The sequence below is a fragment of the Kitasatospora sp. NPDC003701 genome (genome assembly GCF_053587085.1).
The window spans coordinates 117,490-141,699 of record NZ_JBSFNM010000022.1; the positions used below are offsets into that span (position 1 = coordinate 117,490).

The window sequence follows — 24,210 nt, forward strand, 5'->3', positions numbered from 1 at the left end:
GGGACGATGTCGTACGAAGGGTACGGCGGGCCGTGTCCAGCCGTGGTTACCGAACAGTAGCGTCCTGTCGTCCGAGCGGGAAGGCGCGCCCGCACCGGCCAGGACCCGTCACGGACCTCCACCGGACCCGGGCGCCCGGGTCCGGGGACGGTCCGGGGACGGTCATTGACAGGCGCTGGCGCGGCTCGGTGTAATCCGGTGCGCAGACAGACAGACAGACAGACAGACAGACAGACCGACCGACAGGCAGGCAGGCGCGGGCGCAGGGGTGGCAGCGGGTCGACGGCCCGAGCGGCCCGCGCAGCCGCTCCCGGGAAGGCAGGACGTCGTGGACGCGGAGACCGGACCGGCCCCGGCCGGAGAGTCGGCGATCGCCGCGCTGTACGCGCGCGACCGGGCCAGCCACGCGCTGGGCATCACCCTCGACGAGGTGTCCGCCGGCCGGGCGGTCATGCGGATGCGGGTGGGCGAGTCCATGCTGAACGGCCACGGGACGGCGCACGGCGGTTTCCTGTTCCTGTTCGCCGACGCGGCGTTCTCCTACGCGTGCAACAGCCATGGTCCGGTGACCGTCGCCCAGGCCGCGCAGGTCACCTTCCTGGCCCCGGCGGAGGCCGGCGACGAACTGGTCGCCGAGGCGGTGGAGCGGACGCGCTCCGGGCGGCAGGGAATCTACGACGTGACCGTGCGGCAGGCTGCGGGGAAGGTCGTCGCGGAGTTCCGCGGGCAGAGCGTCGTCATCGCCGGCCGGCCGCAGGCCGGCTGACCGGAGGCCGTCCGCCGGCCTCCGGTCGGTCGGCCCCCGTCGGTCGGCCCCCGTGCCGGCCCGGACGGTGGGTCAGTCCCGGGGTCGCTCGTCCACCACCTGCTGGAGCTTGCCCGTCCGGGGGTTCGTGGCCAACTCGGCCCGGGGCACCCACTCGACGGTGAGGTGGTGGACGGCGCCGGACGCCACCTCGGCCGGGTAGAGCGGGAGGGCCGCGTAGACGGCCGCGACGAGCCGTTCGCCCAGCGCGCCCGGGTCGGCCGGCGGCTGCCCGCTGTACCCCAGGCGCAGGAGGAGGCCGTCCCGCCCGTCCCAGCGGCGCTGCACCATCTGCAGGCCGGAGATGGCGCGGTCCGGGTCGGCGGCGAGCAGCACCGCGCGGATCTCCTCGGTCGGCATGGCGACCGTTCCGACGCGCGCGCCCTCGTTCGACCGGCCGACCAGCCGGAACCTCCCGCGCTCCGGGTCCACCCACTCGGCGCGGTCGCCGGTCGGGTACCGCAGGATCGGCATCAGGGTCCGGAACAGGTTGGTGACCACGACCCGGCCGGGGACGCCCGGGGCCGTGATCGGCTCGCCCGTCACGTCGTCGACCAGTTCGACCACCGTGCGGTCGGGGAAGGCCTCGTGGACGCGGACGTCGTCGCCCGGCACCGGCGCGCCGACCAGACCGGCGTCGTTCGAGGCGTAGCCGAGTGAGGAGACGGCGGCCTTCGGGAAGGCCCGCGACAGGATCGGCCGCAGGTCGGCGAAGAGCAGGTCGCCGCCGAAGAGCAGCAGTTCGACGGAGTCGGCGCTCCGCCCGCGCCGGACGAGGCACTCGGCCACCGCGCTGAGCTTCATCGGCTCGCCCGCGAGGACGTGGACGCCGAAGCCGTCGATCAGGTCGACGACGTAGTCGTCGGGCGCGGCGCAGCCGACCGGCAGGCGGACGTTCTCCACCGGTGCGTGGTGCAGGGCGTTCTCGATGTAGAGGAAGCCGCCGTAGAGTTCGCCGGCGCAGAACAGGTTGGCCACCCGGTGGCCGGGCTTCAGGCCGGCCCGGACCATGCCCGCGCCGAACGCGGTGACCGAGTCGGCGTGCTCGGTGCGCGACCAGGGGGAGAACTTCGGGACGCCGGTGGTGCCGCCGGTCTTGTAGACGCCCGCGTCGGTGAGCGGGCCGGTCAGCAGGCGGTTGTCCGGCCAGGTGTTCGCGGCCCAGAACGCGCCCTGGTCGATGAGGGGGAGTTCCGTGAGGTGCGAGATCGTCCGCGGCACGTCGCGGTACGCCTCCGCGTAGAACGGTGAGTGGCTGCGGGCGAAGGCGACCAGCTCCTGAAGCGGTTTCGCGGGCACTGCTTCTCCTGTCGATGGGTCATTTTGATGACGGATCGTCAATCATGTGCTGTGTGCCGCTGGTTGACTCAGGTGAGGTCCGGGCGGCCGATCCAGGTGCGGGCGAGGGCCTGGACGGTCGAGCCGTCGCGGTCGGCCAGTTTCCGGTCCAGGTGGGCGGCGGCCCACGGGTGGGTGGGGACGCGGAACGCCGGCCGCTCGGCGAGCAGGGTCCGGACGACGACCTCGGCCACCTCCTGGGCCGGCTGGCCGGCCGCCTCCCAGCCCTGCCCGCCGATCCCGTCGAGGTAGTCGGCGAAGGTGTCCGCGTACGGTCCGGAGGCGGCCCGGACGGTCGAGCGGTCGATGTCCGGGAAGACACCGAACGAGGTGTCCGGGACGAAGCCGGGCACGACCACCGACACCTGCACGCCGTGTGCCGCGGCGACCGGCGCCAGGCTCTCCATGAATCCCTCGACGGCGAACTTCGCCGCGCAGTAGGCCTCGTTGAACGGCTGGCCGACGACCCCGTGCACGCTGCCGATCGTCACCAGGCGCCCGCGGGCGGCCCGTAGCAGCGGCATCGCGGCCCGGCTGACCTCGACGACGCCGAAGAAGTTCACCTCCAGATTGGCCCGCAGTGCGGCCGTGGTCGACATCTCCATGGTGGGATCGGAGTTGGAGACGCCGGCGTTGTTGACCACCGCGTCCAGCCGCCCGTGCGCCTGTCGCACCTCGTCGAGACAGGTGGCGACGGAGCCGGCGTCGGTCACGTCGAGCCGGCGGACGTCCACCGTGACGCCGGCGCGGTCCGCGGCCTCGCGCAGTGCGGCGGCCCGGCCGGGCTCGCGCATGGTCGCCACCGTCGTGAAGCCGGCCCGGGCCGCGGTGACCGCCACGGCGAGCCCGATGCCCGAGGACGTCCCGGTCACCAGCACGACACCCCGGTCGGCCGTCATGAGGCGCTGTCCGCCGGGGCGAGCGGGGTGCCGGTCGCGGGGCCGGTGCCGGCGTCGGTACCGGGCTCGGTGTCGGCGTCGGTGCCGGGCTCGGTACCCGCCGCCCGCTCCTGCTCCTGTTCCTGCTCCCGCTCCCGCTCGGCGGCGTCGAGCAGCGGCTGGATCCGTAGCGCCGGCAGGAAGGAGAGCGCCGCCAGCAGCGTGCCGCCGGCCATCACCGTCCGTGCGGCGTCCAGGATCCCCAGCGGCCCGGTCAGCAGCGAGACGGCCAGGCCGCCGGCCAGGGCGGCGAGCGGGATCACCCCCCAGGTGACGGTCCGGAAGGCGGCGTGCATCACGCCCTGGTGCTGCTCCGACATCCGGGACTGCCGGGTGGGGGCGCTGCAGACGTTGATGCACGACATGAAGAAGCCGTAGCAGCCCATCGTGACGGCGATCACCGGCCCGGCCGGCAGCGCGGGTGCGGCCAGCACGCCGAGCCCGACCAGGCAGTGCAGCAGCAGTGACCAGGCCAACGTCCGCCCCAGGCCCAGTCGTTCACTGATCCGGGGGGCGACCACCGCACCGGTCAGCGCACCCACCGCGGCGACCGACATGGCCGCGCCGAAGGCGCCGACCGTGACGTCGAGCCCCCGGTAGGCCAGTACGGGCAGGACGGTGACGAAGACCGGCCCGCCGCAGTTGAGCGTCACCGCGGCCACCACCACCCGACGCAGCACCGGATCGGCCCAGTTGAGGCGGAAGCCCGCCGTCAGCCGCTCCCGGACGGTCCCGGTGGCGACCGTCCGTTCGCCCCACGGCCGCATCCGGTGGAAGCAGGCGGCTGAGACCAGGTAGCTGGCCGCGTCGACGAGCAGGGCGGCGACGCCGAGCGCGCTGTAGAGGCCGGCCGCGATCGAGGGTCCGGCCACCTCCGACACCGAGCCGCTGCCCTCCAGGCGGGAGTAGGCGCGGACGAGTTGGTCCTTCGGTGCGACGGCGGGGACGGCGACGAGGTAGCCGACGTTGAAGAAGATCGTCGCACCGCTGATCACCGCCACGCAGCCCACCAGCAGCGGCGTGGACAACCGGTCCTGCCAGTACGCCAGCGGGATGACGGCCACGGCCACCAGCCGGAGGAGGTCGCAGACCAGCATCGTCCAGCGCTTGTCCCAGCGGTCGACCAGCACCCCGGCGACCGGCCCGAGCAGCGGGATGCCCAGGTACTGGGCCATCGCCACGACACCGACCTGGAGGGCGCTCGCGTGCAGCACGAAGATCATCAGGGTCGGGACGACGAACACGGTGACCCGGTCGCCGACGGTGCTGACCGTCTGGCCGGCCCAGAACAGGTTGAACCCCCGCCCGAGCGAGACGGGTCGGCGCGGCTTCACGACGCCTCCCGGACGACGAGGCCGGCGGTCTTGCCCGTCCGGCCGTTGCTGATCAGCTCGTCGACCCGGCGCACCCGGAAGGACTCCGGGTCGTGCTGGAAGGCGGTGCTGAGCGTGAAGGTCGTGGACAGCACGGCCGTGCGCAGCCGTTCGACGTCCGGAGCGCCGCCGGCAGTGCCGTCCGCCGAACCGTCCGCCGAACCGTCCGCCGAGCCGTCCGGGCCGGTGAGCAGCAGCAGGTCGACCGTCGCGACCCGGCCCTGCTGTTCGGTGATCAGCACCTGGGCCCGGGACACCCCCGGCTCCCGTTCCGCCCGCGCGATGAGCCCGTCCACGTCCAGCCCGAGCCCGCGCACCTGCACCACGCTGTCCCGGCGGCCCAGCACCCGCATCGCGGGGCCCGGCCGGCCGCACGGGCAGGCCAGCAGCGTCCCGGCGTCGCCGGTGCGGTAGCGCAGGACCGGGTTGAGCATGTCCGGGTTGAGCGTGGTGAAGTCCAGCAGGTCCTCCGCGCCGACGTGCACCAGCTGCTCGGGCAGGGGGTGGAAGGTGTCGGCCGGGCAGTGCGGGGTGTTCGTCCCGACCACCCAGGTCTCCGTGCTGCCGAACATGCCCCACCGGCGCGCCCCCGGTGCGACTGCGGCGAGGTCGGCCTCCAGCTGCGGCTGCCACGCCTCGCCGAGCCAGAGCACCTTGCGCAGGGCCGGCAGCTCCAGCCCGGCGGCCCGCGCGCGGGCGAACCAGAGCCGGAGCACGCTCGGTGTCCCGCCGATCGCGGTGACCCCGGCCGCCGCGAAGAACGCCAGCCAGTCGGCGTACTCGTCCGCGGCGACCGAGCCCACCGCGAGGATCCGGCACCCGGACAGGTCGGCCAGCGCGGCGGCGAGGAAGTGCGCGCCCCACATCCGGCCGGCGCCCCAGGCGTTGACGAAGACGTCGTCGTGGTCCAGCGGCTGCCACTGCGCGTGCACCCCGGACATGTAGAAGCCGGTGGGGGCGTGGCCGACCTTGGGCGCTCCGGTGCTGCCGCCGCTCTGGAAGAGCCAGGTCGCGCCGGCGCCCCGCTCGGCCCGGGGCTCCAGGTGCGCCAGGGCGACGCCCAGGCCGTCCTTGTCCAGGGTCGGCAGCGCGGCCAGGTCGTCAAGCGTGCGGGGCGCGCCGCAGTCCGCGTAGCGCTGGGCCAACTCCGGTACGCTCCGCAGTCGTTCGAGCGTGCGCCGGGCGACGTGCAGCTGCGGCCCGGCCGCCGCCGGGGGGAGCGAGAACAAGTCCGTCATCGTGTCCGGTGCTCCGTTTCCGAGAGGGGTGCGGTGGGTGCGCCGCCGTCGGCCAGCCACTTGGCGTGGGCGTCCCGGTAGGCCGTGAACCGGGCGCGGGTGACGTCCCGTTGGAGCGTGCGCCGCGGGTCGTCGAGGTCCGGGGCGATCACCCCGTCCGGTTCGAGTTCGGAGAACCAGTACCGCTCCCCGTCGAAGAGGAAGTCGACGCAGAAGAACGGCATCGGCAGTCGCTCGGCGAACCAGGCGGTGGCGGCGGCGAGTTCGGCCGGCACGGGCGGGAACTCCATGGCGCCGCCCCGGCTGGCGTTGGCGACCGGTGAGCCGGGCTCCGGGATCCGCTTCATCACGGCGTAGGGTTCGCCGTCGACGACGTAGACCCGGTAGTCGACCGTCCCGTCGCCGAGGTAGGGCTGGACCACGAGCGTGGTGTCCCCGCCCTGCGCCAGGCTGGCCAGGCCCCGCAGGTCCTCGGCACTGCGCGCCAGGTTGATCCCGCCGCCGCCGCACCACCCGGCGGGCTTCACGATGGCCGGGTAGGTCATGTTGCCCAGCGCCACCTCGTACTGGTGCTTGGCGATGTCGCGGCCGGTGCCGATCCGGACCGACGGGATCGGCGGGACGGGGGAGCCGGCGAGGTGCAGCAGGGTGGCCAGCTTGTCGTTGCCGATGAGCGACATCTGCGGGGGGAAGGGCAGGTAGAAGCCGGCCTGTTCAAGCACCGCGTAGAGCGCGTACTGGTTGAAGACGTCCATCGACTGGTACGGCAGCGAGTAGAGGGCGGTGACGAAGAGGGTGTCCTGCGGTGAGACCGGTTCGTCGTCCACGTAGACCACCGGCCGCCCCCGGACGGTGCCGTCGACGGTGACCGCTTCGGGGGCGTGCCTGGTCCAGCTCATCCCCAGGCTCTCGGCGACCTCCTCGTAGAGGTCCCAGAAGAAGGGGTGCCAGACCGCCGCCATCCTGGTCGACTCCCGGTCGGGGAAGATCCAGCACATCCGGCGCAGCGGTCCGGTGCCGGCCGGCGCGGGCCCGGCGGGGCCGGGCGTCGTGCGGGGTGGGGTCACGGCGATTCCTTCCGAGGGGGTGGGGCCGAGGGTCCGCCGGGCCGCTCGGACCACCAGCGGCGGCCGGGCTCCGGGAGGGTGTCCACCGGGTCGTAGTACAGGTGGCGCCGGCCGAGCACGGCGTCGAGGTCGGCACCGCCGGCCTCGCGGGCCTCCGGCGCCGTGCGGTAGTCCTTCGTCCAGGACGAGATGCCGCGTTCGCGGTCGTAGGCCACCGCCTGGTGCACCCAGCGCTTGCCGACCTGCGGGACGTCGCAGACGATCCGAGGGGTGGCGTAGCCGGGCAGGTAGCCCATGATCGCCTCCTGGAGCCGCTGCGCCTGGTGCACGGGTGTGCGCCAGTGCTCGGCGCCGGGGATCATGTCGCAGAGGTAGAAGTAGTAGGGGAGGATGTTCGCCTCGCCCTGGAGGGCGAAGCAGAGGTCCAGGAGGTCCTCGGGGGTGGCGTTGACGCCGCGCATCAGCACGCCCTGGTTGCGGACGTCCCGGATCCCCGCGTCCAGCAGCGCCCGCGCGGCCTCGGCGACCAGGGGCGTCACCGACTGCACGTGGTTGGCGTGGGTGTGCACGGCGAGGCTGACCGACCGGCGGGCCGCGACGGCGGCCACCCGGCTCAGCCCCTCGACGATCCGCGGCTGGAGCCAGTGCTGCGGCAGGCCGACCACCGCCTTGCTGGCCAGCCGGATGTCGCGCACCGACTCCAGTTCCAGCAGCCGGAGCAGGAACGTCTCCAACTGCGGCCAGGGCACGTTGGCGAGGTCGCCGCCGGAGACCACCACGTCGCGCACCGACGGGGTGCGCTTCAGGTGGTCGAGGATCTGCTCCTGCCGGTCGACCGGTCGCAGCGCCAGCCTGGTCTTGGTGACCTGGGGCGTGGAGTTGCCGACCAGGTCCATCCTGGTGCAGTGCCCGCAGTACTGCGGGCAGGTGGCGGTCAACTCGGCCAGCACCTTGGTGGGGTAGCGGTGGGTGAGGCCCTCCACCACCCACATCTCGGCCTCGTGCAGCGAGTCGCGCTCGGCCTTGGGGTGGCTCGGCCAGTGCGGGTGGCGGTCCGCGCGCACCGGCAGCATGTAGCGGCGGACCGGATCGGCCAGGAACGCGTCGGTGAACGCCTGCGGCCCGGTCGGTGCGTGCGGCGCCATGGTGTTCAGCATCTGCGGCGGCAGCAGCATCGACATGGTGGCGAACTGCGCCTGGTCGGCGGCGAGTTCGTCGTAGAACCGGTCGGTGAGCAGTGGTCCGGCGACGGCCCGCAGCTGTCGGGCGTCGCGTACGCAGTGCGCCCGCTGCCACTGGGCGTCCCGCCACTGGGCGGCGGTGACGTGGCGCCAGCCCGGCAGCCGGCGCCAGTCGGGCTCGACGAGCCGAGCCCGGACGTACTGGTACGGCTGCCGGGTCGGATGGGGGTCCATCGGGTGCGCTACTGGCCGGTGAAGAGGGTGGCGAAGCGGGTCCGCAGCTCGCGCTTGAGCACCTTGCCGGTCGGCCCGAGCGGGAAGTCCTCCGGGGTGCGGGCGATGCTCACCGCGGCGAGCGCGGCCAGCCCGGCGCCGGCGAGCGCCTTGTTGGCTGCCTCCTGGACCTCCTCGGCGGTCCTGCCCTCGGCGTCGGCCTGCAACCGGACGACGGCGACCGGCCGTTGGCCCTCGCCGGGTGCCCCGGGCACGCCGACCACCGAGCAGTCCTGGACGAGGTCGCCGCAGTCGGCCAGCAGCACCTCCTCGACCGGCAGGCTGTAGACCGGCCCGTCCACGGTGTCGATGACGTCCACCGTCCGGTCGAGGTGGTAGAAGTTGCCCTCGGCGTCGCGGCGGGCCACGTCACCGGTGAGCCAGTAGCCGGCCAGCTCGAAGGTGGCGGTGAGCCGGGGGTCGTTCCAGTAGCCCGGGGTCCGCGACGGGCTGACGATGCCGAGCAACCCGACGGTGCCGTCCGGGAGTTCCTCGCCGTCCTCGGTCAGCACCGCGGCCCGCCGGACGACGTCCAGCGGCTTGCCGACGCAGCGGTCGTCGCGGGCGCTCTCCGGTGTGGTCACCTGGCCGAACAGCGCCATGCCCATCTCGGACGAGCCCAGGCCGTCGATGAACTGCGAACCGGGCAGGTCGGGTTGCTCGGCCTGCTGCTGCGGCAGCAGCCAGGGCCTGATCAGCCCGGCCGGCCGCCGGCCGAGCCGCACCAGCCGCCGGATGTGCCCGTAGTGCGCGCTGTCGCCGGTGTTGAACCAGGAGTGCACCTCGGCCGCGCCCCGGGTCGGCGGTTCGCCGGTGGCCAGCTCGACGAAGGTGCGCGGGAAGGAGGCGACCATGGTGGGCTTGAAGGCCTCCATCACCGGCTCCACGGCGGCGCGCCGCCAGTCGGACATCACCACGGTCGGCAGGCCGAGCAAGGTGGCGGTGAGGAAGTAGCTCAGACCGCCCGCGTGGGTGTGCGGCATCATCGACATCAGCCGGTCGTACGGCTCCGCGGGGAAGCGCACCATCCGCGGCTGCTTGCCGTCCCAGAACTGACGGTGCGCCAGCATGGTGGACTTCGGTGTCCCGGTGGTGCCCGAGGAGTGGATCAGGGCGACCACGTCGTCGTCGGCGTGCCGGTACGGGTAGGCGTCGGGGAGTCGCGCCGCCGAGGCGTCGAAGGCCTGGATCTCGGCCGCCATGGCGATGAACCGGGGGCGGCGCTGCGGGTCCTCGCGGTAGGCTGAGGCGAGCCGGGTGGGGTCGTCCGCGACGATGCCGACCACGCCCACGTGGTTGAGGTAGCGGACCATGACGTCGTGCCGCATGGCGTCGTTGACCAGGGCGGGGACGGCGCCGAGCGCGGTGAGCGCGAGGAAGTGCAGCAGCGGCTCCAGGCCCTCGCCGACGACGACGCCGACCGGCTCGCCGGGGCGCACGCCGTTGGCCCGGTACCAGGTGGCGTAGCGGTCGCGCAGCGCGGCGAGGTCGAGCAGGCTGTGGCCGCGCAGGACGACGGCGCCGCGGTGGTCGGTGTGGTGGCTGTAGGCGAACGGGACCGCGCGGTTCGGGTTGACCGCGAGGGCGTGGTCCAGGAAGTTGCCCGCGCCGAGGGCGGGTTCGGTCATCAGCCGTTCTCTGGCGGCGAGGGGCGCGATGGGACTCCGGTCGCTCATGGCGGTCTCCTGAGGGGGTGGCCCGGCGGGGTTCTTGTGGAACCGGGCCGGGCTTCGGTGGGGATCGGTCCGTGGTGCGGGGTGGATCGGGGCGCGGCCGGACGGCGGCCGCGCGGTGCCGGGGCCGGTCGCGGGCAGGGGGTGCCCCGGTGCGGGCGGTGCGGCTGTGGAACGGACGGACCGGCGGGGCGGGTCCGCGGGTGGTGCCGGCTTCAGCCCCGGGCGAGGATCTCGGCGACGACCCGGTGGCCGGAGCGGACGGCGCCCTCCATGAGACCGAAGTACTCGGTGCTCGTCTCGGTACCGGCCCAGTGCACCCGCCGGTGCGGTGCGGTCAGCGTCGGGCCGTGCCGGAGCCAGTCGCCGGGCCCCCGGAGCGCGGCGTAACAGCCCTGGCTGTACTGCTCGTTGACCCAGTCGGTGATGTGCAGGGCGGTCGGCGGCGGGAGCATCGGGAACACCCGCGCGGCCTGCTCGACCACGGCCGCGTGCTGCTGACGGGTGCCGAGCGCGCCGAACCGCCGGGCCTCGCCGCCCGTGACGAAGCCGGTCAGGACGCCGACCCCGCCGTCGGCCGGCGAGTCGTCCACCGTCGACAGCAGCGGGCCCTCGGCGTTGACGGACCAGCCGGAGAGCCCGTGCGCGCGCCAGAGCGGCTCGGGGTAGACCAGGGTCGCCTTGACGGCGCAGCCCCGGGCGGTCCGGTCGCCCACCCGGCGCACCGGCAGCCACGGCCGGTACTCGACGGCGTCGGCCAGCAGTGGCGGCAGCGCCATCACCGCGACGTCCGCCCGGTGGGCGCCGGTCGTCGAGTGGACGGTGACCCCGTCGTCGTCCTGGTGGACCGCACGGACGGCCTCGCCGAGCCGCACCCGCGCCCCCAGCCGCCCGGCCAGCCGCTCGCACACCTGGTGGGCGCCGCCGGCGATCCGGTCCTGCTGGGCGCCGCCCTCGAAGGCGTTGAGGTAGCGGACACCGCCGCCGGAGCGGAGGTAGAACGCCATGTGCAGGACGGAGATGTCGGCCGGGTCGGCGGCCATCATCTCGCCGAGGAAGAGCGGGAAGAAGAGCCGGGCGTCCGGGTGGGTCAGCTGCCGGTCGGCCCAGGCGGCCGCGGTGAGGGAGTCCAGCCGGGCGGCGTCCGGGGTCAGCCACGGTGCGTCGGGCCGGACGGCGGCGGTGAGTTCGGCCAGCTGCTCGAAGAGGTCGCCGAGTGCCACGGCGTTGAGCGGCGGGAACCGGCCGTCCCGGGTGGTGCCCTCGGGGCCGAGTACGAACCGGCTGGCGCCGAGCATCCTGGTCGGCGTGGTGTCGAGCCCCAAGTCCTTGACCAGGGCCAGGAGTTCGGTGTGCCGATCGCCCAGGTAGGCCGCCCCGGCGTCGACCCGGCGGCCGGGCGCGACCAGCAGGCCGTGGGTGCGGCCGCCGACCCGCTCGCGGGCCTCCAGCACGGTGACGTCGATGCCCCGGGCCGTCAGGCCGGCGGCGGCGGTGAGGCCGGCGAGCCCGGCCCCGACCACGACGGCGGAGCCGACACGACCGGTGGCGGGCGCTGCGGCGCGGCCGTCGGGAGCGGGTGCCGCGGGTGTGCGGTCGGGCCCCGTCATCTGCCGGCCGCGATCTTCTCGGCGAGCGCGCGGGGCGTCGGCGCGAGCAGGAAGTCGTCGAAGGACAGCTCCACGCCGTGGCTGCGGGCGATCGCGCTGAGCACCCGGGTGGCGATCAGTGAGTCGCCGCCGAGCCGGAAGAAGTCGGAGTCCGCCGCGACGTCGGGCGTCTCCAGCACCCGGCGGAAGACCGCCACCAGGCCGTCGATCTCGGCGCCCTCGGCTCCGGAGCGATCGGCGGCAGCGGCCGCCACGGGCCCGCCGCCACCGGCGGCGGAGGTGCTGTCAACGCTCATTGAAGGTCTCCTTTGACCTGCTCGTGGGCCGTGTGCCGCCGGTGCGAGCCGGCCCGGTCGACTTTTCCGCTTGCGGTGAGCACCAGCTCGGGGACGACGGTGATCCGGCTGGGCACGAGGTGTGCGGGGACCTTCCCGCGCAGGTACGCCAGGACGTCGGTGTCCAGCGCCCCGGCCGCCGTGCCCGCCCGCGCCACCACGTAGGCGACCAGGGCGGACCGGCCGGCGAGCGTCACCGCGGTCACGGCCGCCGCGTGCACCCCGGGGTGGCCCGCGAGGTGTGCCTCGACCTCGGCCGGGTCGACCCGGATGCCCCGGATCTTGATCTCGCCGTCCAGCCGGCCCCGGTGGGTGAGGAGGCCGTCCGGCGCGCTGCTCACCAGGTCGCCGGTGCGGAAGCGGCGTTCGCCGTCGACGACGGTGAACCGGGCGCCGGTGGCCTCGGGCAGCCCGTGGTAGCCCAGTGCGACCGATGGCCCGCCGATCAACAACTCGCCCTGTTCGCTGATGAGCTGGACGACATGGGGGAGGGCCAGGCCGATCGGGGCCCGGGCGCCGCCGGGCCAGTCCCAGCCGGCCTGCGGGGCCTGCGGGCCGTGCAGGTCGACGGCATGGGTGATCAGGGTGGTCTCGGTGCAGCCGTAGGTGTTGACCAGGCGGATCCGCCCGGTGTCCAGCGCGGCCCAGTCGGCCAGCCGGGCCGCGCTCGCCGGCTCGCCGCCGATCACCAGGACCCGGAGGCAGTCGGGCAGGGGCGCCCGGTCCTCGGCGAGGTGGAGCACCAGTTCGTGCCAGAAGGCGGTGGGCAGATCGAGGACGGTGATCCGCTCGCGCTCGACCGTCCGCAGGAAGCGGGGGAACGACCCGCTGTGCGCCGCGTCGTCGAAGACCAGGGCGGCCCCCGCGGTGAGCGTCGGCAGGATCTCCTCGAAGCAGGTGTCCCAGTTGAGGGAGGCGAACTGCAGCACGCGGTCCTCGGGTGTCAGGCCGAAGAGGTCGCGCAGCGAGGGCGTCACGGCCGTCAGGGCCCGACGGGGGGTGAGCACGGGTTTCGGCTGCCCGGTGGAGCCGGAGGTGAAGAGAATATAGGCGGGGTCGTCGGCGTCGGTCCCGGTGCGCTCGGGGTGCGGCCCCGGCTGCCGAGAAGTGGCCGGCGGGGGGTCGGCCACGGCGTCCGGTGATTCCGGCGGGCCCGGCCGGGCGCTCGTCACCGGATTTGCCGCGAATTCCGGCAGGGGGGCCGGCGCGACACAATCCAGGCCGAGCCGGTGTGCCGGTGCGGGATCGGCCGCGACCATTGTGCGGCACTCCACCGCCGAGAGCATCGCCCGTAACCGGTGCTCCGGGAATGCCGGATCGGCGGGGCAGTAGACCCCTCCGGCGATGAGGACGCCGAGCAGTCCGACGACCGTTTCCGGATGGTGGCCCGCCTGCACGGCGACCACGCCCGGACGGGTCCCCAGGCGCCCGGCCAGATCGTTCGCCGCTGCGTGCAGCCGGCCGTAGGTCAGGGTCCGCCCGTGCCGGACAATCGCCGGGCGTTCCGGAAAGCGACGGACGGTTTCCGTGAACGCGTCAAGTAAGTCGGAAGGAACTCCAGTGGTGCCGTTGTCATGTGACATGCTCGCCCCAAAAGAATGGCCGCAAGCGCTCATTCGCGCTCGGCGGACCGGGACTCTACCTTCGAACATGCGGTGCCACAATGGCTGTTGGGGATATTGCAGCGCGATGGTGTGAGTGAATGGTGAACGAGTGCCGGGTCGCCGAAGAATGTCCGTCGCGGCCGGATTGACATCGGTGGCGGTGGGAAAGAATGGCGCCGAGTCATGCCCCGGTGATCGACTGCCGGTCGGTCGCGCCGGATCCGACGGGGACCGCCGGGGCGCGCCGGCGCCCGGCGTGACCGGAGGCGCACGCGGCGCCGCCTCGCCGGGGGATCGCGGCGGGCGTGAGTGTCACCGCCCCGGCATCCGGGTCACGGTGCGGCCCCCTTCGCTCGCAGTCCGCGCCGATCCGGTCCGCCCGGTCGTGGTGGCCGGCGCTCGCGCCACCGCCCCGGGTCCGGTGGTGACCGGTTCCTGCCACGGTCGGCTGGCGCAGGCCTGGCCGCGCGTTCGCGGGGCAGACGAACCCCGGCGACGAACCGGGTGCCCACCGGGCCCGACCGCCGCGCCCGACCGCCGAACCCGACCACCGAACCCGAAGGAGGAGCCGCCGTGAGCGATGCCGTACAGCCCTCACTGTCCCTTGCCGAACTGTCCTCGGAAGCCGCCGAGTTGCTCAACGCCGCGGTACGCAGCGGCGCGCCCGGGGGAGCGCCCGGCCTGGTGCTCCCCGCGGACGCGGCCGAGGCCGTGGCGGCGCTGGCCGGGGTGACCGCACGGCTGCCCGAGCTCCTGGACCAGCTGGCCGCCTTCCTCAGCAGCGAGCAGGCGGCGGGGCGCATCGGCCCGGCCCGGGGCGAGGGGCTCGACGGTCAGCGGGCCCACGACGCCCTGCGGGCCGCGCGCGACGCGCGGGAGCACCTCTACGAGGCGGCCCGCACCGCGGCGATCGTCGCCGAGGCGGTGACGGCGGCCGCGACCGTCCTGGCCCCGCTCGGCCCGTCGCACCCGGCGGGCCGGCCGGCCGAGCCGCACGCCTGAGGGCCTCCGGTCCCCGACGGCGTCCGATGGCGTTTGGGGGCGACCGGCCGGTGCCGGCGCCGGAGGCGGGCGCCGGCCAGCGCGCCTCCGCCCACGACGGGATGGCGTACCGCTCGGGCGAGACCTGGTCGCACCGGTGGTCCGTCACCAGGTCGGGCCGAGATCCGGCCGGCGGCCCCCGGGAGGATGTGGACCCGACGCCCTTCCGGGTCGAGGCGTCGGGCGCCGACCGGCAGTACTCCGCTCGTTGGGGAGTCCACGACCCTCCCGCGCGGCGACGGTTGAGCCGCGATCGTGCGGCTCCGGGGCGGCCACGGCGGCCCGAACGCGTCGGACGGCGGCAGCGGCGGCCAGAGCGGCGAGCTCTTCCGGTCCGTGGGCGGCGTGGACGTCCGCCGCTACCGGCCGGGTCGGGCGCACCCACCGGTACCCGGCGCCGGCGGGTGCGCCCGGCCCTTCGGGCCGTGTGCCCGCCCGGGGGCGAGCGCCGGTCCCGGTCGGGTGCGCCCGGCGGTGCCGGACGGCGGCATCCCGCGCGGACGCCGCCCGCTCCGGTCGGGCCGGGGCCTACGGGAGGATCGGGCCGATCGAGTACCAGGTGGAGTAGGCCCGGCTGGGCCCGCAGTTGGCGGTGGCGGTGCCGTCGCCGAGCCGCAGGCCGCTGGTGACGGTGATTCCGGACATGCACTTGGCGCCGACGGACCAGGCTCGGCGGGGTTCGAGGCCGGAACAGACGCCGACGCCGAACGGGCCCGAGAGGTAGGCCACGCAGGACCCCGTGGTCGGGGTGTCGGCCGTGCCCCGGGCCTGGGCGGCGGTCGGGGCGGCCAGTGCGGCGGCGGAGGCGAGCAGCGAGGTCATCAGCAGAGCGGTGGTGCGGCGCACGGGGAGTCCTTCCGAAGACGGCGGTTGGTGCGGGGAATTCGCCCGTCCGACAGGTGGAGTGAGGTCCTGTCAGGTGTGTGTGGGGCGGGTGAATCCTGAGGGGGACGTGTGATGACTGTCAACGGGGTGTGACATGAGCAGGCGAATTCGCGCCATGCCCCACCGTGCTCGGCGGCCGCCGCGCATGCCCCTCCGGCCGTCGCCGCGGTGTCGTCGCGATCGGCCCGATCCCCGGCCATCCACTTGTTAGATATTTAGCCAAGATGCTAAATATGACGTGTGACAGACACCCAGGGCGAGTCGGGACTCTTCCGTGCGCTCGCCGACCCGACCAGACGCCAGATCCTGGAGGACCTCCGGGCCGGCGAACTCGCGGCCGGCGAGATCGCGAGCCGGTTCGCGATCAGCGCCCCCTCGATCTCCCGCCACCTCGGCGTGCTCAAGGGCGCCGGGCTGGTCACCGAGCGCCGTGACGGCAACCGGATTCTCTACACGCTGGCAGAGGAGCGACTGGCGATCGGCGTCGGCCGCTTCCTCAGCGCCGTCTGCCCCGAGCAGATCGTGCTGCGCCACACCGCCTGGCGCCCCGCCGCACAGAAGGAGGACTCATGAGGCAACCACGGCTGTCCAGCGTCGTCGAACGGCGGCTGCTGGTGAACTACCGGATCGACCCGGACATCGCGCGGCGCCTCCTTCCCTCGCCGCTGCGGCCACAGCTCGTCCGGGGCCACGCGGTCGGCGGCGTCTGCCTGCTGCGGCTGGGGAGCGTGCGGCCGAGCGGGCTGCCCGGGGCCCTCGGGCTGCGGAGCGAGAACGCGGCGCACCGGATCGCGGTGGAGTGGGACGGACCGGACGGCGTCGAGACCGGCGTCTACATCCCCCGGCGCGACACCGGTTCGCGGGTCAACGCCTGGGCCGGCGGCCGGCTCTTCCCCGGCGAGCACGGCCGCGCCGACTTCGACGTCCGGGAGACGTCCGACCGCCTTCAGGTCGCCTACGCGACGCGGGACGGTGAGGCCCGCGTCGACGTCACCGTCGATCTGGCCGACGAACTGCGCGGCAGCGGCCTCTTCGCCGACCTCGCCGAGGCCTCCCGCTTCTTCCAGGACGGGGCCAAGGGTTACTCGGCCACCGGGGCCGGCCGCCACCTGGACGGGATGCAGGTGCACACCGACGCCTGGCGGGTGGAGGCCGGCCTGGTCCGCTCCGCCGCGTCCTCCTTCTTCGACGACCCGGACCGCTTCCCGCCGGGCACCGCCACCCTGGACTGCGCCCTGGTGATGCGGAACGTCCCCGTCGGCTGGCGCCCGCTCCCGGCCCTGGCCGTCGCCTGAGCCGGCGCGCTCCCGGGCCGGCGCGTTCCCGGGGCCGCGAGCTCATGGGGCCGCGAGCTCACGGGCCGGCGCCCCCGCGCGGCACGGGCGTTCACCGGGGCCGGTGACGACGGTGCCGCGCGGGGCCGGCCGGGTGCCCGCGCGAGAGCCGGACTCCCGTGCCGGGCGCGCTACTTCCGGGCGCGCTACTTCTGGGTGCGGGCGAGGAAGTCGTCGATCACCGGCGCGACGGTGGGCAGCAACTCCTCCAGCGCGAAGTGCCCGGTGTCCAGCACGTGCAGCTCGGCGTCCGGTACGTCGCGCAGGTAGGCGCGCGCGCCGGGCTCGGTGAAGAACGCGTCGTTGCGGCCCCAGAGGACCAGCGTGGGCGGCCGGTGGGTGCGCAGCCACTCCTGCCAGACGGGGTAGAGCGTGACGTTGGCGTGGTAGTCGAGGGCGAGTTCGACCTGGATGTCCTTGCGGCCGGGCAGGTCGAGGAAGTGCTGGTCGAGCGTCCAGCCGTCCGGGGAGACGAGCTCCGGGTCACCGGTGCCGCCCTCGTACTGACCGCGGGTCATCTCCAGGGTGAGGATCGCGCGGGCGCGCTCGGCGGCGCCCTCGACGCCGTGCCGGTTGGCGATGAACTCCCGGGCCAGGTCGGAGAGTCCGTCCTCGTAGGCATTGCCGTTCTGGACCACCAGGCCGGTGATCCACTCGGGGTGGCGGGTGGCCAGCCGCAGGCCGACCGGGGCGCCGAAGTCGAAGACGTAGAGCGCGAACCGGTCGAGGCCGAGTGCCTGGCAGAAGCCCTCGACCACATCGGCCAAGGTGTCGAAGCGGTACTCGAAGTCGCCGGGCGCGGGGCTGTCGCTGTGCCCGAACCCGGGGTAGTCCGGGGCGATCAGGCGGTAGCGGGAGCCGAGCGCGTCGAACAGGCGGCGGAACTGGTGCGAGGCGGAGGGGAATCCGTGCAGCAGCAGGAGAACGGGCGCGTCCGCCGGACCGGTCTCCCGGTAGAAGACCCGCAGGCCGTCGACGTCGGCGAAGCGGTGCCTGATCTGCGGGAGCTCCGGCCCGCCGGCCGGGCCGTGCCCGGAGGAGGGGAGTTCGGTTGCGGATGGTGCTGACATGACGGAAATCCCCCTGAAGTGGACCGTTTTCGGTTGGTGCGATGGTGTCAGGATGTCAGTCGCGATCACAACGCGGGTTCGAGGTGTCTCGGGGGGCGGAATCGTGCGGCCGTCGGGCCTGCTGACGCCGACTCGGCTGCCGGCCCCGGGTGGCCGCGCCGTTCGGCCGTTCGCCCCTCCGCCTCACTCGACCGGGGTGTCTCTGTCACCCGTTCGTACCGCTCGGGTGGCGAAACGGGCGGGCGGCCCGCGTTCGTGTGCCAACGTTTCCCGGGCGCCCCTCAGCGGGCGTCTCCGGGGCCCGTTCCGGGCCTGGCCCGTCCGCGAGGGCGGGTTGAGAGCAAAGATGACCTGGAAGGCGTGAGATGTCCGTTCGTGGAAACCTTGGCAAGTTCGCCGTCACCGCGGTTCTGGCGGCTGCGGCCGTAGTGGCCGTGCCGACCGTGGCGCTGGCGCACGGCGAGAGCCCGCAGCCTTCGTCGCAGTCCGGTCTTTCGGCGGGCCAGGCCTCGGTCGGCCTCTTCGGCCCGAAGCTCGCCTGGCTGGAGGCGTTCAGCAAGAGCAACGGCTGATCCGCCGTTTCCCGACACCGGGCACCCCGGCCGCACCTCGCGGTCGGGGTGCCCGGTGTCGTGTCGCCGGCCGGCCGGCCCCGCGCCCGAGGGTGAACCACCGCGCCCGCCCCGCCTGTTGTCCCGTCCCGCCTGCCCCGGGGACAAGCCCCCGGGGCGGGACGACCACGAGGAACCGTAGGACCTCCAAGCGCGCCACCGCGCCGCCGCACCACATCGCCGTCGCCGGCGGCCGCCCGCCGGAACGCACGCGCCCCGCGCTCTCCGGCGGGCCCGGACCTCATGGGGACGCGGATCGCCCGTTCAGCCGCTCAGCCGCCCGGCCCGGGCCGTCCGCCCGGCTCGCGGCCGCGCCCAGCAACCGGGCCATCACCGCCACCGGCAGCGCGGGATTGGCGGCCGCCGCGGACCGGACCCGCTCGTCCGGGGCGTCGAGGCAGCGCCGGAGGGTCTCCGGGGCCGCCGCCGGGTGCCGGGCGACGGCGAGCAGCGTCTCGTGACCGGGCGCGGCGGTACCGGCCATGGCGTGCAGGAGGTCGGGCGGGCAGTTCGGATGGCCGGCGACCGAGGGGTGCAGGGCCGGCCCGTGGCGCTCGGCCAGCGCGCGGAGCCGGTCCGGTGTCAGGGCGGGGTGGGCCGCGAGCCGCTTCACCACGGCCGGGTCGGCATCGTCGGCGAGGGCCGCGACGAGGTCGGCCGGCAGGGCGGGGTGGGCCGCGACCAGGGCGCGGAGCTGGGCCGTGGTGGAACGGGCGAGGTCACGGAGCTCCCCGGGGGATGCGGCGGTGATGCGCGGCCACGGTTCGGCGCCCAGTCGTACGGCGGGTGCCAGCTGCCGCAGCAGCGGCATCGGGAGCGCCGGGTTGGCCGTCAGGGCCGTGCGGACGGAGCGGTCCGGGTCGGTCGCGAGGACGCGGATCAGGGTCTCGCCGACGGCGGGGTTGGCCGCCGCCCTCCGGCGGACCCGGCTGTCGGGGTCGGCGGCGAGCCGGCGGTGGGCGTCGTCCGGCAGGTCCGGGCGCCCGGCCAGGGCGGCCCGTACCCGGACGTCCGGGGAGTCCAGGAACCGCTCCAGGCCGGTGGCCGGGGTGGACGGGTTCTGCAGCGCGGCGGCCCGGACGTCCCGGGCGGCGGTCTCGTGGTCCCCGCAGCGTTGCGGGAACTCCTCGCACCGGCTGCACCGGTCGACGGGTGGGTGTCCGCCGCCGGCCAGCAGCGCGGTCAGGACGTCGGGCGGGGTCGCGGTGTTGCGGGCGAGCGCGTCCCGGATCCGAACGTCCGGCCGGGTGGCCAGCTGCCGGGCCAGGGCGGCCGGGAGCGCGGTGTGCTCGGCCACCGCGCACACCACGCCGATGTGCGGGTCGGCGCCGAGCCGATGGAGCAGATCCTCGGAGTGCCCGCCGAATTCGACGAGTTCGATCCGGATCGACACCTCGGGATCGCGTGCCAGGTCCTGGAGCCACGCGGCGGGAACGTCCGCCCGCCCGGCCGCCGCGACGGCCAGCCACGGATCGTCCCGCGGAACGTCCCCGATCGCGAGCGCCCCACCGGCGATCAGTTCGCGCAAGGTCCACGGGTCGCACCGTGCTGCCAGGTTGCGGGCCTGGCGGACAGTCAGGTCGGGCCGCCGGGCGAGCTCCTGGCAGAGGTCCTCGTCCGCGAGGGCGGTGAAGCCGTCCAGCAGGTGCTGCGGCAGCCCCGGGTTCTCCGCGAGGCCGGACAGTTCCGGGGTGTGGTCCAGCATCACTCCATCCTCCGGCCTCCGGGCCCGCCCGGGCCAGCGGTTTTGCCCGCCCGGACGGCTCCCCGGCGGCTCCCCGGCGGCTCGCCGCTGGCGGTGGCCCCGGGTGCCGTGCGACGGGAGCGGTCGACGCCTACGGGTGCGCGCCGTCCACCGCGCCGGCACCTTCGAACGCGTCGGCGGCGCCCTCGTCGACGCCGTGCTCGCCGGCGGTGCCGGGCGGGAGGACGAGGGTCGCCACCGCGCCGCCGTCCGGGTGGTTGGCGAAGGTCAGTTCCGCGCCGATCACCCGGGCGTGGCCCTCGGCGATGGTCAGGCCGAGACCGTGGCCGCGCCCGCGCTCGCGGACGCTGGTGCGGAAACGCTGCGGGCCGTCCTGCAGCAGGTCGTCGGGGTAGCCGGGGCCGTGGTCGCGGACGGTGATCCGCAGCCCGTCCACGCTCAGCAGGACCGGGCCCCGGCCGTGGCGGTCGGCGTTGACCAGCAGGTTGGCCAGGATGCGGTCCAGCCGGCGCAGGTCGGTGCGCACCACCGGTCCGTCGGGCCCGGCCTCGGCACCGTCGCCCGGCCCGGCCGGCCGGCCGGTCGCGGCGTCGTCCCCGGCCCGCACGGACAGGGTGACGGTCAGGCCGGTGATCCCGACCGTGCGCCGGACGGCCCGGTCGAGCGGCACGGCCGACAGGTACGGCGTCTCCGCGTCCGCGTCCAGCCGGGAGACCTCCAGCAGGTCCTCCACCAGGGAGCGCAGCGCCTGGACGCGGTTGCGGACGAGCTGGGTGGGCCGCCCGGGCGGGAGCAGTTCGGCGGCCGTGACCAGCCCGGTGAGCGGGGTGCGCAACTCGTGGGCGACGTCCGCGGTGAACCGCTGCTCGTTCTCCAGCCGGCGGTGCAGCGCCTGGGACATCGAGTCGACGGCGGCGGCGAGGTCGGCGACCTCGTCCCGGCCGTCGCCCAGCTCGCCGATCCGGGTGTCCGTCCGCCCGGCGGCGATCTCGCGGGCGGCCGTCGCGGCCGTCCGCAGCCGGCGACTGATCCGGTCGGCGACCAGCACGCCGGCCAGCACGGTGGTGAAGACCGAGGCCGTGACGGTGATCAGGATGATCCGGTCGAGGTCGCCGATGGAGCGCCGGTCCGCGGTGAAGTCCACCCGGACGGACAGCACCGCGCCGTCGACCGGCGCGGCGGCCCACATCGCCTCGCCGCCCTGCGCGCCGGTGGCGAGGAGCGAACCCCGGCGCCCCTGCGCCACGAGTTCGCGCAGCCGGGGCGGCAGCGCCGGGTCGTCCAGTGCGGAGCTCTGGCGGGCCTCCTCGCGACTGCGGCCGTAGGCGGCGAGGGAGGAGTCGAGCGCGCTGAGCGCGGACCGGCGGGCCTGGTCGACGTGCTGGCGCACCATCGCCTGGTGGACCAGCAGGCCGACGCTCAGCGCGACCAGCACCGAGATGGCGGCGACGGCGGTGGCGATCTGGCGGCGCAGGGTCATGCCGGGCGCCGCAGCTTGTAGCCGAAGCCGCGGACGGTCTCGATCCGGCCGGAGCCGATCTTGGCGCGCAGCCGCTGGACGTGGACGTCGACCACCCGGGTGTCGGCGCCCCAGTCGTAGTCCCAGACCCGTTCGAGGAGGGCGGAGCGTTCGAGCACGATGCCCGGCGCGGCGGTGAACTCCAGCAGCAGGCGCAGTTCGGTGGGGGTGAGCGGGACGAGCCGGCCGTCCACCCGGACCTCCATGCTGTCGGTGTCCACCTCCAGCCCGTCGATGGCGCGGACCGCGCGGGCGGCGGGCGTCGGACCGGACTCCGCCGGGGCGACCGGCTCCGGGGCGTCGGGCAGGGCGGCCGGCGTGCCCGGGAGGGTCGGTGCTGCCGGAGCCGCGGCCGGAGCGCCCGGCGTCGTCGTCGCGGCGGTCGGCACCAGCCGGACCCGCCGCAGCACCGTGCGGATCCGGGCCACCAGCACCGCGCTCTCGAACGGTTTGACGACGTAGTCATCCGCACCGGCCTCCAGCCCCGAGACCACGTCGACGGGGTCGGTGCGCGCCGACATCATCAGGATCGGCAGCTGGCTCTCCTCGCGGATGCGCCGGCAGAGGCCGACACCGTCGAGGAGCGGCAGCATCACGTCGAGCAGGATCAGGTCCGGGCGCGCGGTGTGGAACGCCTCCAGTCCCTCCAGCCCGTCGGCGGCCGTGCTGACGGGGAATCCGTAGCGTTCCAGGGCCATCCGGGTGGCCTCGCGGATCACCTCGTCGTCCTCGACGATCAGGATGTGGGGGTGGACGGGGGCGGTCATGGCCTCGGTTCCGGGATCGCTGGGGTCGTGGGCAGGGCGGTCGGGGTCACTGCGGTCGGGGTCGCCTCGGGCGGGCGGGGAGCGGGGACCGGCTGGCCGGTGCGGGGGACCGCACCGGCCCCGGCCGACGGCGAGACGGCGGGTTTCACCGGGAGCGGCCCGGCGGTCGGCTTGGCGGTGGCGGTCGGTTCGGGGCTCGCGCTGGTGCCCTGCGTGGGCCCCCCGATCGGTCCGATGGCCTCGAGTCGCTGTTCCAGCAGGGAGAGCCGGGTGCCGTCCCAGCGGTAGTGGCTGCTGCGGAGGGACAGGGCGGTGCTCGGCTCGTGCAGCCAGAGATCGGTGGCGACGGTCTCGGCGCTGAAGCCCTTCAGCACCTCCACCCGCAGGACGGGCACGACCCCGCCGCCGCTCTGGGTGTAGACGTGCAGGACCACCGGGCCGCCCGTGGCGATCGCGGTGATCAGCTCGGCGTGGCCGTCACCGGTGAGGTCGCGGAACTCGGCTGCGCGGACCTCGCAGTCCGCGCAGCCGGACAGCGCGCGGCGCTCGTCCGCGCTCACGGCCGGATCCTTGGCCAGCAGGGCGCGCACGTCCACCGAGGTGAGGTCGGGCCCGGGGACGGCGACGTCCGGCACCGGTGTCGGTGGCGGCTCGGCGGGGCCCGACGAGGCGGTGGCCGGTGAGGTCGGTGACGGGGCGGCGGCCGCGCTCGGCCAGAGCGGCTGTCGCACGGGCGGGGCCGTCACCGGCCGGGCCGCCCCGGCGTCCCGCAGCTCCCCGGGGGCCGCGCACCCGGCCAGCGCCACGAGCAGGCCGAGGGTGGCGACGGCGAACCCGCCCGCCGCCGCCCTCGGCCCCCGGCGGGGTGGGAGTGCTGCTGCCACGGTGCTCGTCCTCCTCCTGGTCTGCGGTGACGCGCCGGTCCGGCCACGGGTGATAGGTCGCTCGAACGGTACCGGGTGGTTCCTCGACACGGTCGCCCACCTGCGCGGAACGCGCCCCGGCCGGGTGGGCCGGCCGTCACGCGGGTGCGCGACGGCCGGCCCACCCGGCCGGTCCGGTCAGCCCGTCGGGCCGCCCGGGGTGACCAGATCGGCCAGCACGATGATGTTGTCCGTCCAGTGGCCGTCGGCGCCGATCCGGCCCCCGCAGGTGATCAGCCGGAGCTCCGGGGCGGCGGTGTTGCCGTACACCGCCTCGGTCGGGAACCGGTCCTTGCCGGCCTGGAGCAGGGAGCGGACCCTGAAGTCCACCGTGCTGCCGTCGGCCCGCTGCACCCGGACGAGATCGCCCGGGCGGAGCTTCGGCAGTCCTTCGAAGACCGCCGGGCCGTGTGCGGTGTCGTAGTGCCCGATCAGGACGGCGGGCCCGGTCTCCCCGGGCGTCGGTCCGTTGCGGTACCAGCCGACCTCACCGGCCCGGTCGGCGGAGGGCACCTCGACCGTGCCGTCCGGGTTCAGGCCCAGCCCGATGACCGGCGCGTCCACCCCGGCCGAAGGGACGAGCAGTCTGGTCGGCGCGGACGCGGCGAAGGGCTTCGGCGTCGGGGTGGCCGCCCCGCCCGCCGCAGCCGCCCCGCCGGTCCGGTCGGCCGCGGGGGCGGCGGCCGGTCCGGCCGGGTCGGCCTGGTTCACGGAGGGCTGGATGCGCACCACCGGTGTCTGCCCGCCCGACAGCGCCACCGAGGCGCCGAGGACGAGGAGGAGCACGCCGCCCGCGCCGAGCGCGGCCCGGCGCATGCCGACCGACCCGGAGCAGGCGCTCCGGGTCGGCCGGCGGCCGCCGGCCCACCGGGCCGATCGGAAGAGCACACCGCTGAACTCCCTTCACCAAAGATCGAATC

General features: G+C 74.9%; 22 protein-coding genes. 5 read left to right on the top strand and 17 right to left on the bottom strand.

Annotated elements, in window-relative coordinates:
- The first annotated feature begins 328 nt into the window (after window positions 1-328).
- Complete coding sequence (gene paaI / locus ACWDRR_RS21990; RefSeq protein WP_449773867.1) at window positions 329-766, top strand: hydroxyphenylacetyl-CoA thioesterase PaaI; 438 nt, start codon at window positions 329-331, stop codon at window positions 764-766.
- Window positions 767-838: 72 nt separating this feature from the next.
- Here paaI and ACWDRR_RS21995 read toward each other — a convergent pair whose 3' ends face one another.
- The 10 genes from ACWDRR_RS21995 to ACWDRR_RS22040 form a co-directional block, all read right to left on the bottom strand.
- Window positions 839-2,104 carry a phenylacetate--CoA ligase family protein gene (locus tag ACWDRR_RS21995; protein WP_449773868.1) on the bottom strand — a complete coding sequence of 422 codons (1,266 nt, stop codon included), beginning with the start codon at window positions 2,102-2,104 and terminating at the stop codon, window positions 839-841.
- A gap of 68 nt (window positions 2,105-2,172) precedes the next feature.
- Window positions 2,173-3,042: an SDR family NAD(P)-dependent oxidoreductase gene (locus tag ACWDRR_RS22000; RefSeq protein ID WP_449773869.1), complete on the bottom strand. Its 870-nt coding sequence runs from the start codon at window positions 3,040-3,042 to the stop codon at window positions 2,173-2,175.
- A complete protein-coding gene (locus tag ACWDRR_RS22005; protein WP_449773870.1) occupies window positions 3,039-4,415 on the bottom strand; it encodes an MFS transporter in 1,377 nt (458 codons plus the stop codon). Before ACWDRR_RS22005 ends, ACWDRR_RS22000 begins: the two co-directional genes overlap by 4 nt.
- The gene (locus tag ACWDRR_RS22010) at window positions 4,412-5,692 is read right to left on the bottom strand and encodes an AMP-binding protein (RefSeq protein WP_449773871.1); all 1,281 of its coding nucleotides are present in this window, start codon (window positions 5,690-5,692) and stop codon (window positions 4,412-4,414) included. The genes ACWDRR_RS22005 and ACWDRR_RS22010 overlap by 4 nt, the downstream gene beginning before the upstream one ends.
- A complete protein-coding gene (locus tag ACWDRR_RS22015) occupies window positions 5,689-6,759 on the bottom strand; it encodes an ATP-grasp domain-containing protein (RefSeq protein WP_449773872.1) in 1,071 nt (356 codons plus the stop codon). Before ACWDRR_RS22015 ends, ACWDRR_RS22010 begins: the two co-directional genes overlap by 4 nt.
- Window positions 6,756-8,174, bottom strand: coding sequence for a KamA family radical SAM protein (locus tag ACWDRR_RS22020; protein WP_449773873.1), 1,419 nt, complete (start codon window positions 8,172-8,174; stop codon window positions 6,756-6,758). The genes ACWDRR_RS22015 and ACWDRR_RS22020 overlap by 4 nt, the downstream gene beginning before the upstream one ends.
- A gap of 8 nt (window positions 8,175-8,182) precedes the next feature.
- On the bottom strand, window positions 8,183-9,889 hold the full coding sequence (locus ACWDRR_RS22025) for a class I adenylate-forming enzyme family protein (protein WP_449773874.1): 1,707 nt from the start codon (window positions 9,887-9,889) through the stop codon (window positions 8,183-8,185).
- A 212-nt stretch (window positions 9,890-10,101) separates the two neighbouring features.
- A complete protein-coding gene (locus ACWDRR_RS22030; RefSeq protein WP_449773875.1) occupies window positions 10,102-11,496 on the bottom strand; it encodes a flavin monoamine oxidase family protein in 1,395 nt (464 codons plus the stop codon).
- Window positions 11,493-11,792 (bottom strand): phosphopantetheine-binding protein, encoded by a 300-nt coding sequence (locus tag ACWDRR_RS22035; RefSeq protein WP_449773876.1) that lies wholly within the window; start codon window positions 11,790-11,792, stop codon window positions 11,493-11,495. Before ACWDRR_RS22035 ends, ACWDRR_RS22030 begins: the two co-directional genes overlap by 4 nt.
- Complete coding sequence (locus tag ACWDRR_RS22040; RefSeq protein ID WP_449773877.1) at window positions 11,789-13,483, bottom strand: AMP-binding protein; 1,695 nt, start codon at window positions 13,481-13,483, stop codon at window positions 11,789-11,791. Before ACWDRR_RS22040 ends, ACWDRR_RS22035 begins: the two co-directional genes overlap by 4 nt.
- A gap of 525 nt (window positions 13,484-14,008) precedes the next feature.
- Here ACWDRR_RS22040 and ACWDRR_RS22045 point away from each other — a divergent pair.
- Window positions 14,009-14,437, top strand: a complete 429-nt coding sequence (locus ACWDRR_RS22045; protein ID WP_449773878.1) for a hypothetical protein — start codon at window positions 14,009-14,011, stop codon at window positions 14,435-14,437.
- A 567-nt stretch (window positions 14,438-15,004) separates the two neighbouring features.
- Here ACWDRR_RS22045 and ACWDRR_RS22050 read toward each other — a convergent pair.
- Window positions 15,005-15,322: a hypothetical protein gene (locus ACWDRR_RS22050; RefSeq protein ID WP_449773879.1), complete on the bottom strand. Its 318-nt coding sequence runs from the start codon at window positions 15,320-15,322 to the stop codon at window positions 15,005-15,007.
- 279 nt (window positions 15,323-15,601) lie between these two features.
- Here ACWDRR_RS22050 and ACWDRR_RS22055 point away from each other — a divergent pair, with 279 nt between their 5' ends.
- On the top strand, window positions 15,602-15,934 hold the full coding sequence (locus ACWDRR_RS22055) for a metalloregulator ArsR/SmtB family transcription factor (protein WP_449773880.1): 333 nt from the start codon (window positions 15,602-15,604) through the stop codon (window positions 15,932-15,934).
- The gene (locus tag ACWDRR_RS22060; RefSeq protein ID WP_449773881.1) at window positions 15,931-16,656 is read left to right on the top strand and encodes a DUF2071 domain-containing protein; all 726 of its coding nucleotides are present in this window, start codon (window positions 15,931-15,933) and stop codon (window positions 16,654-16,656) included. The genes ACWDRR_RS22055 and ACWDRR_RS22060 overlap by 4 nt, the downstream gene beginning before the upstream one ends.
- Window positions 16,657-16,841: 185 nt before the next feature.
- On the opposite strand, the gene ACWDRR_RS22065 is transcribed toward ACWDRR_RS22060, so the two are convergent.
- Window positions 16,842-17,765 carry an alpha/beta fold hydrolase gene (locus tag ACWDRR_RS22065; RefSeq protein ID WP_449773882.1) on the bottom strand — a complete coding sequence of 308 codons (924 nt, stop codon included), beginning with the start codon at window positions 17,763-17,765 and terminating at the stop codon, window positions 16,842-16,844.
- Between the two features lie 365 nt (window positions 17,766-18,130).
- Between ACWDRR_RS22065 and ACWDRR_RS22070 the strand changes: the two genes are divergently transcribed.
- Window positions 18,131-18,337, top strand: a complete 207-nt coding sequence (locus tag ACWDRR_RS22070; RefSeq protein WP_449773883.1) for a hypothetical protein — start codon at window positions 18,131-18,133, stop codon at window positions 18,335-18,337.
- A 280-nt stretch (window positions 18,338-18,617) separates the two neighbouring features.
- Here the strand turns inward: ACWDRR_RS22070 and ACWDRR_RS22075 are convergent, their stop codons facing one another.
- From ACWDRR_RS22075 to ACWDRR_RS22095, 5 genes are all read right to left on the bottom strand, one after another.
- Window positions 18,618-20,081 (bottom strand): variant leucine-rich repeat-containing protein, encoded by a 1,464-nt coding sequence (locus tag ACWDRR_RS22075; RefSeq protein ID WP_449773884.1) that lies wholly within the window; start codon window positions 20,079-20,081, stop codon window positions 18,618-18,620.
- 130 nt (window positions 20,082-20,211) lie between these two features.
- Window positions 20,212-21,561, bottom strand: a complete 1,350-nt coding sequence (locus ACWDRR_RS22080) for a sensor histidine kinase (protein WP_449773885.1) — start codon at window positions 21,559-21,561, stop codon at window positions 20,212-20,214.
- Window positions 21,558-22,367 carry a response regulator gene (locus ACWDRR_RS22085; protein ID WP_449773886.1) on the bottom strand — a complete coding sequence of 270 codons (810 nt, stop codon included), beginning with the start codon at window positions 22,365-22,367 and terminating at the stop codon, window positions 21,558-21,560. The genes ACWDRR_RS22080 and ACWDRR_RS22085 overlap by 4 nt, the downstream gene beginning before the upstream one ends.
- Window positions 22,364-23,251, bottom strand: a complete 888-nt coding sequence (locus ACWDRR_RS22090) for a hypothetical protein (RefSeq protein WP_449773887.1) — start codon at window positions 23,249-23,251, stop codon at window positions 22,364-22,366. The genes ACWDRR_RS22085 and ACWDRR_RS22090 overlap by 4 nt, the downstream gene beginning before the upstream one ends.
- A 177-nt stretch (window positions 23,252-23,428) precedes the next feature.
- Window positions 23,429-24,178, bottom strand: coding sequence for a class F sortase (locus ACWDRR_RS22095; RefSeq protein WP_449773888.1), 750 nt, complete (start codon window positions 24,176-24,178; stop codon window positions 23,429-23,431).
- Between the last annotated feature and the right edge of the window lie 32 nt (window positions 24,179-24,210).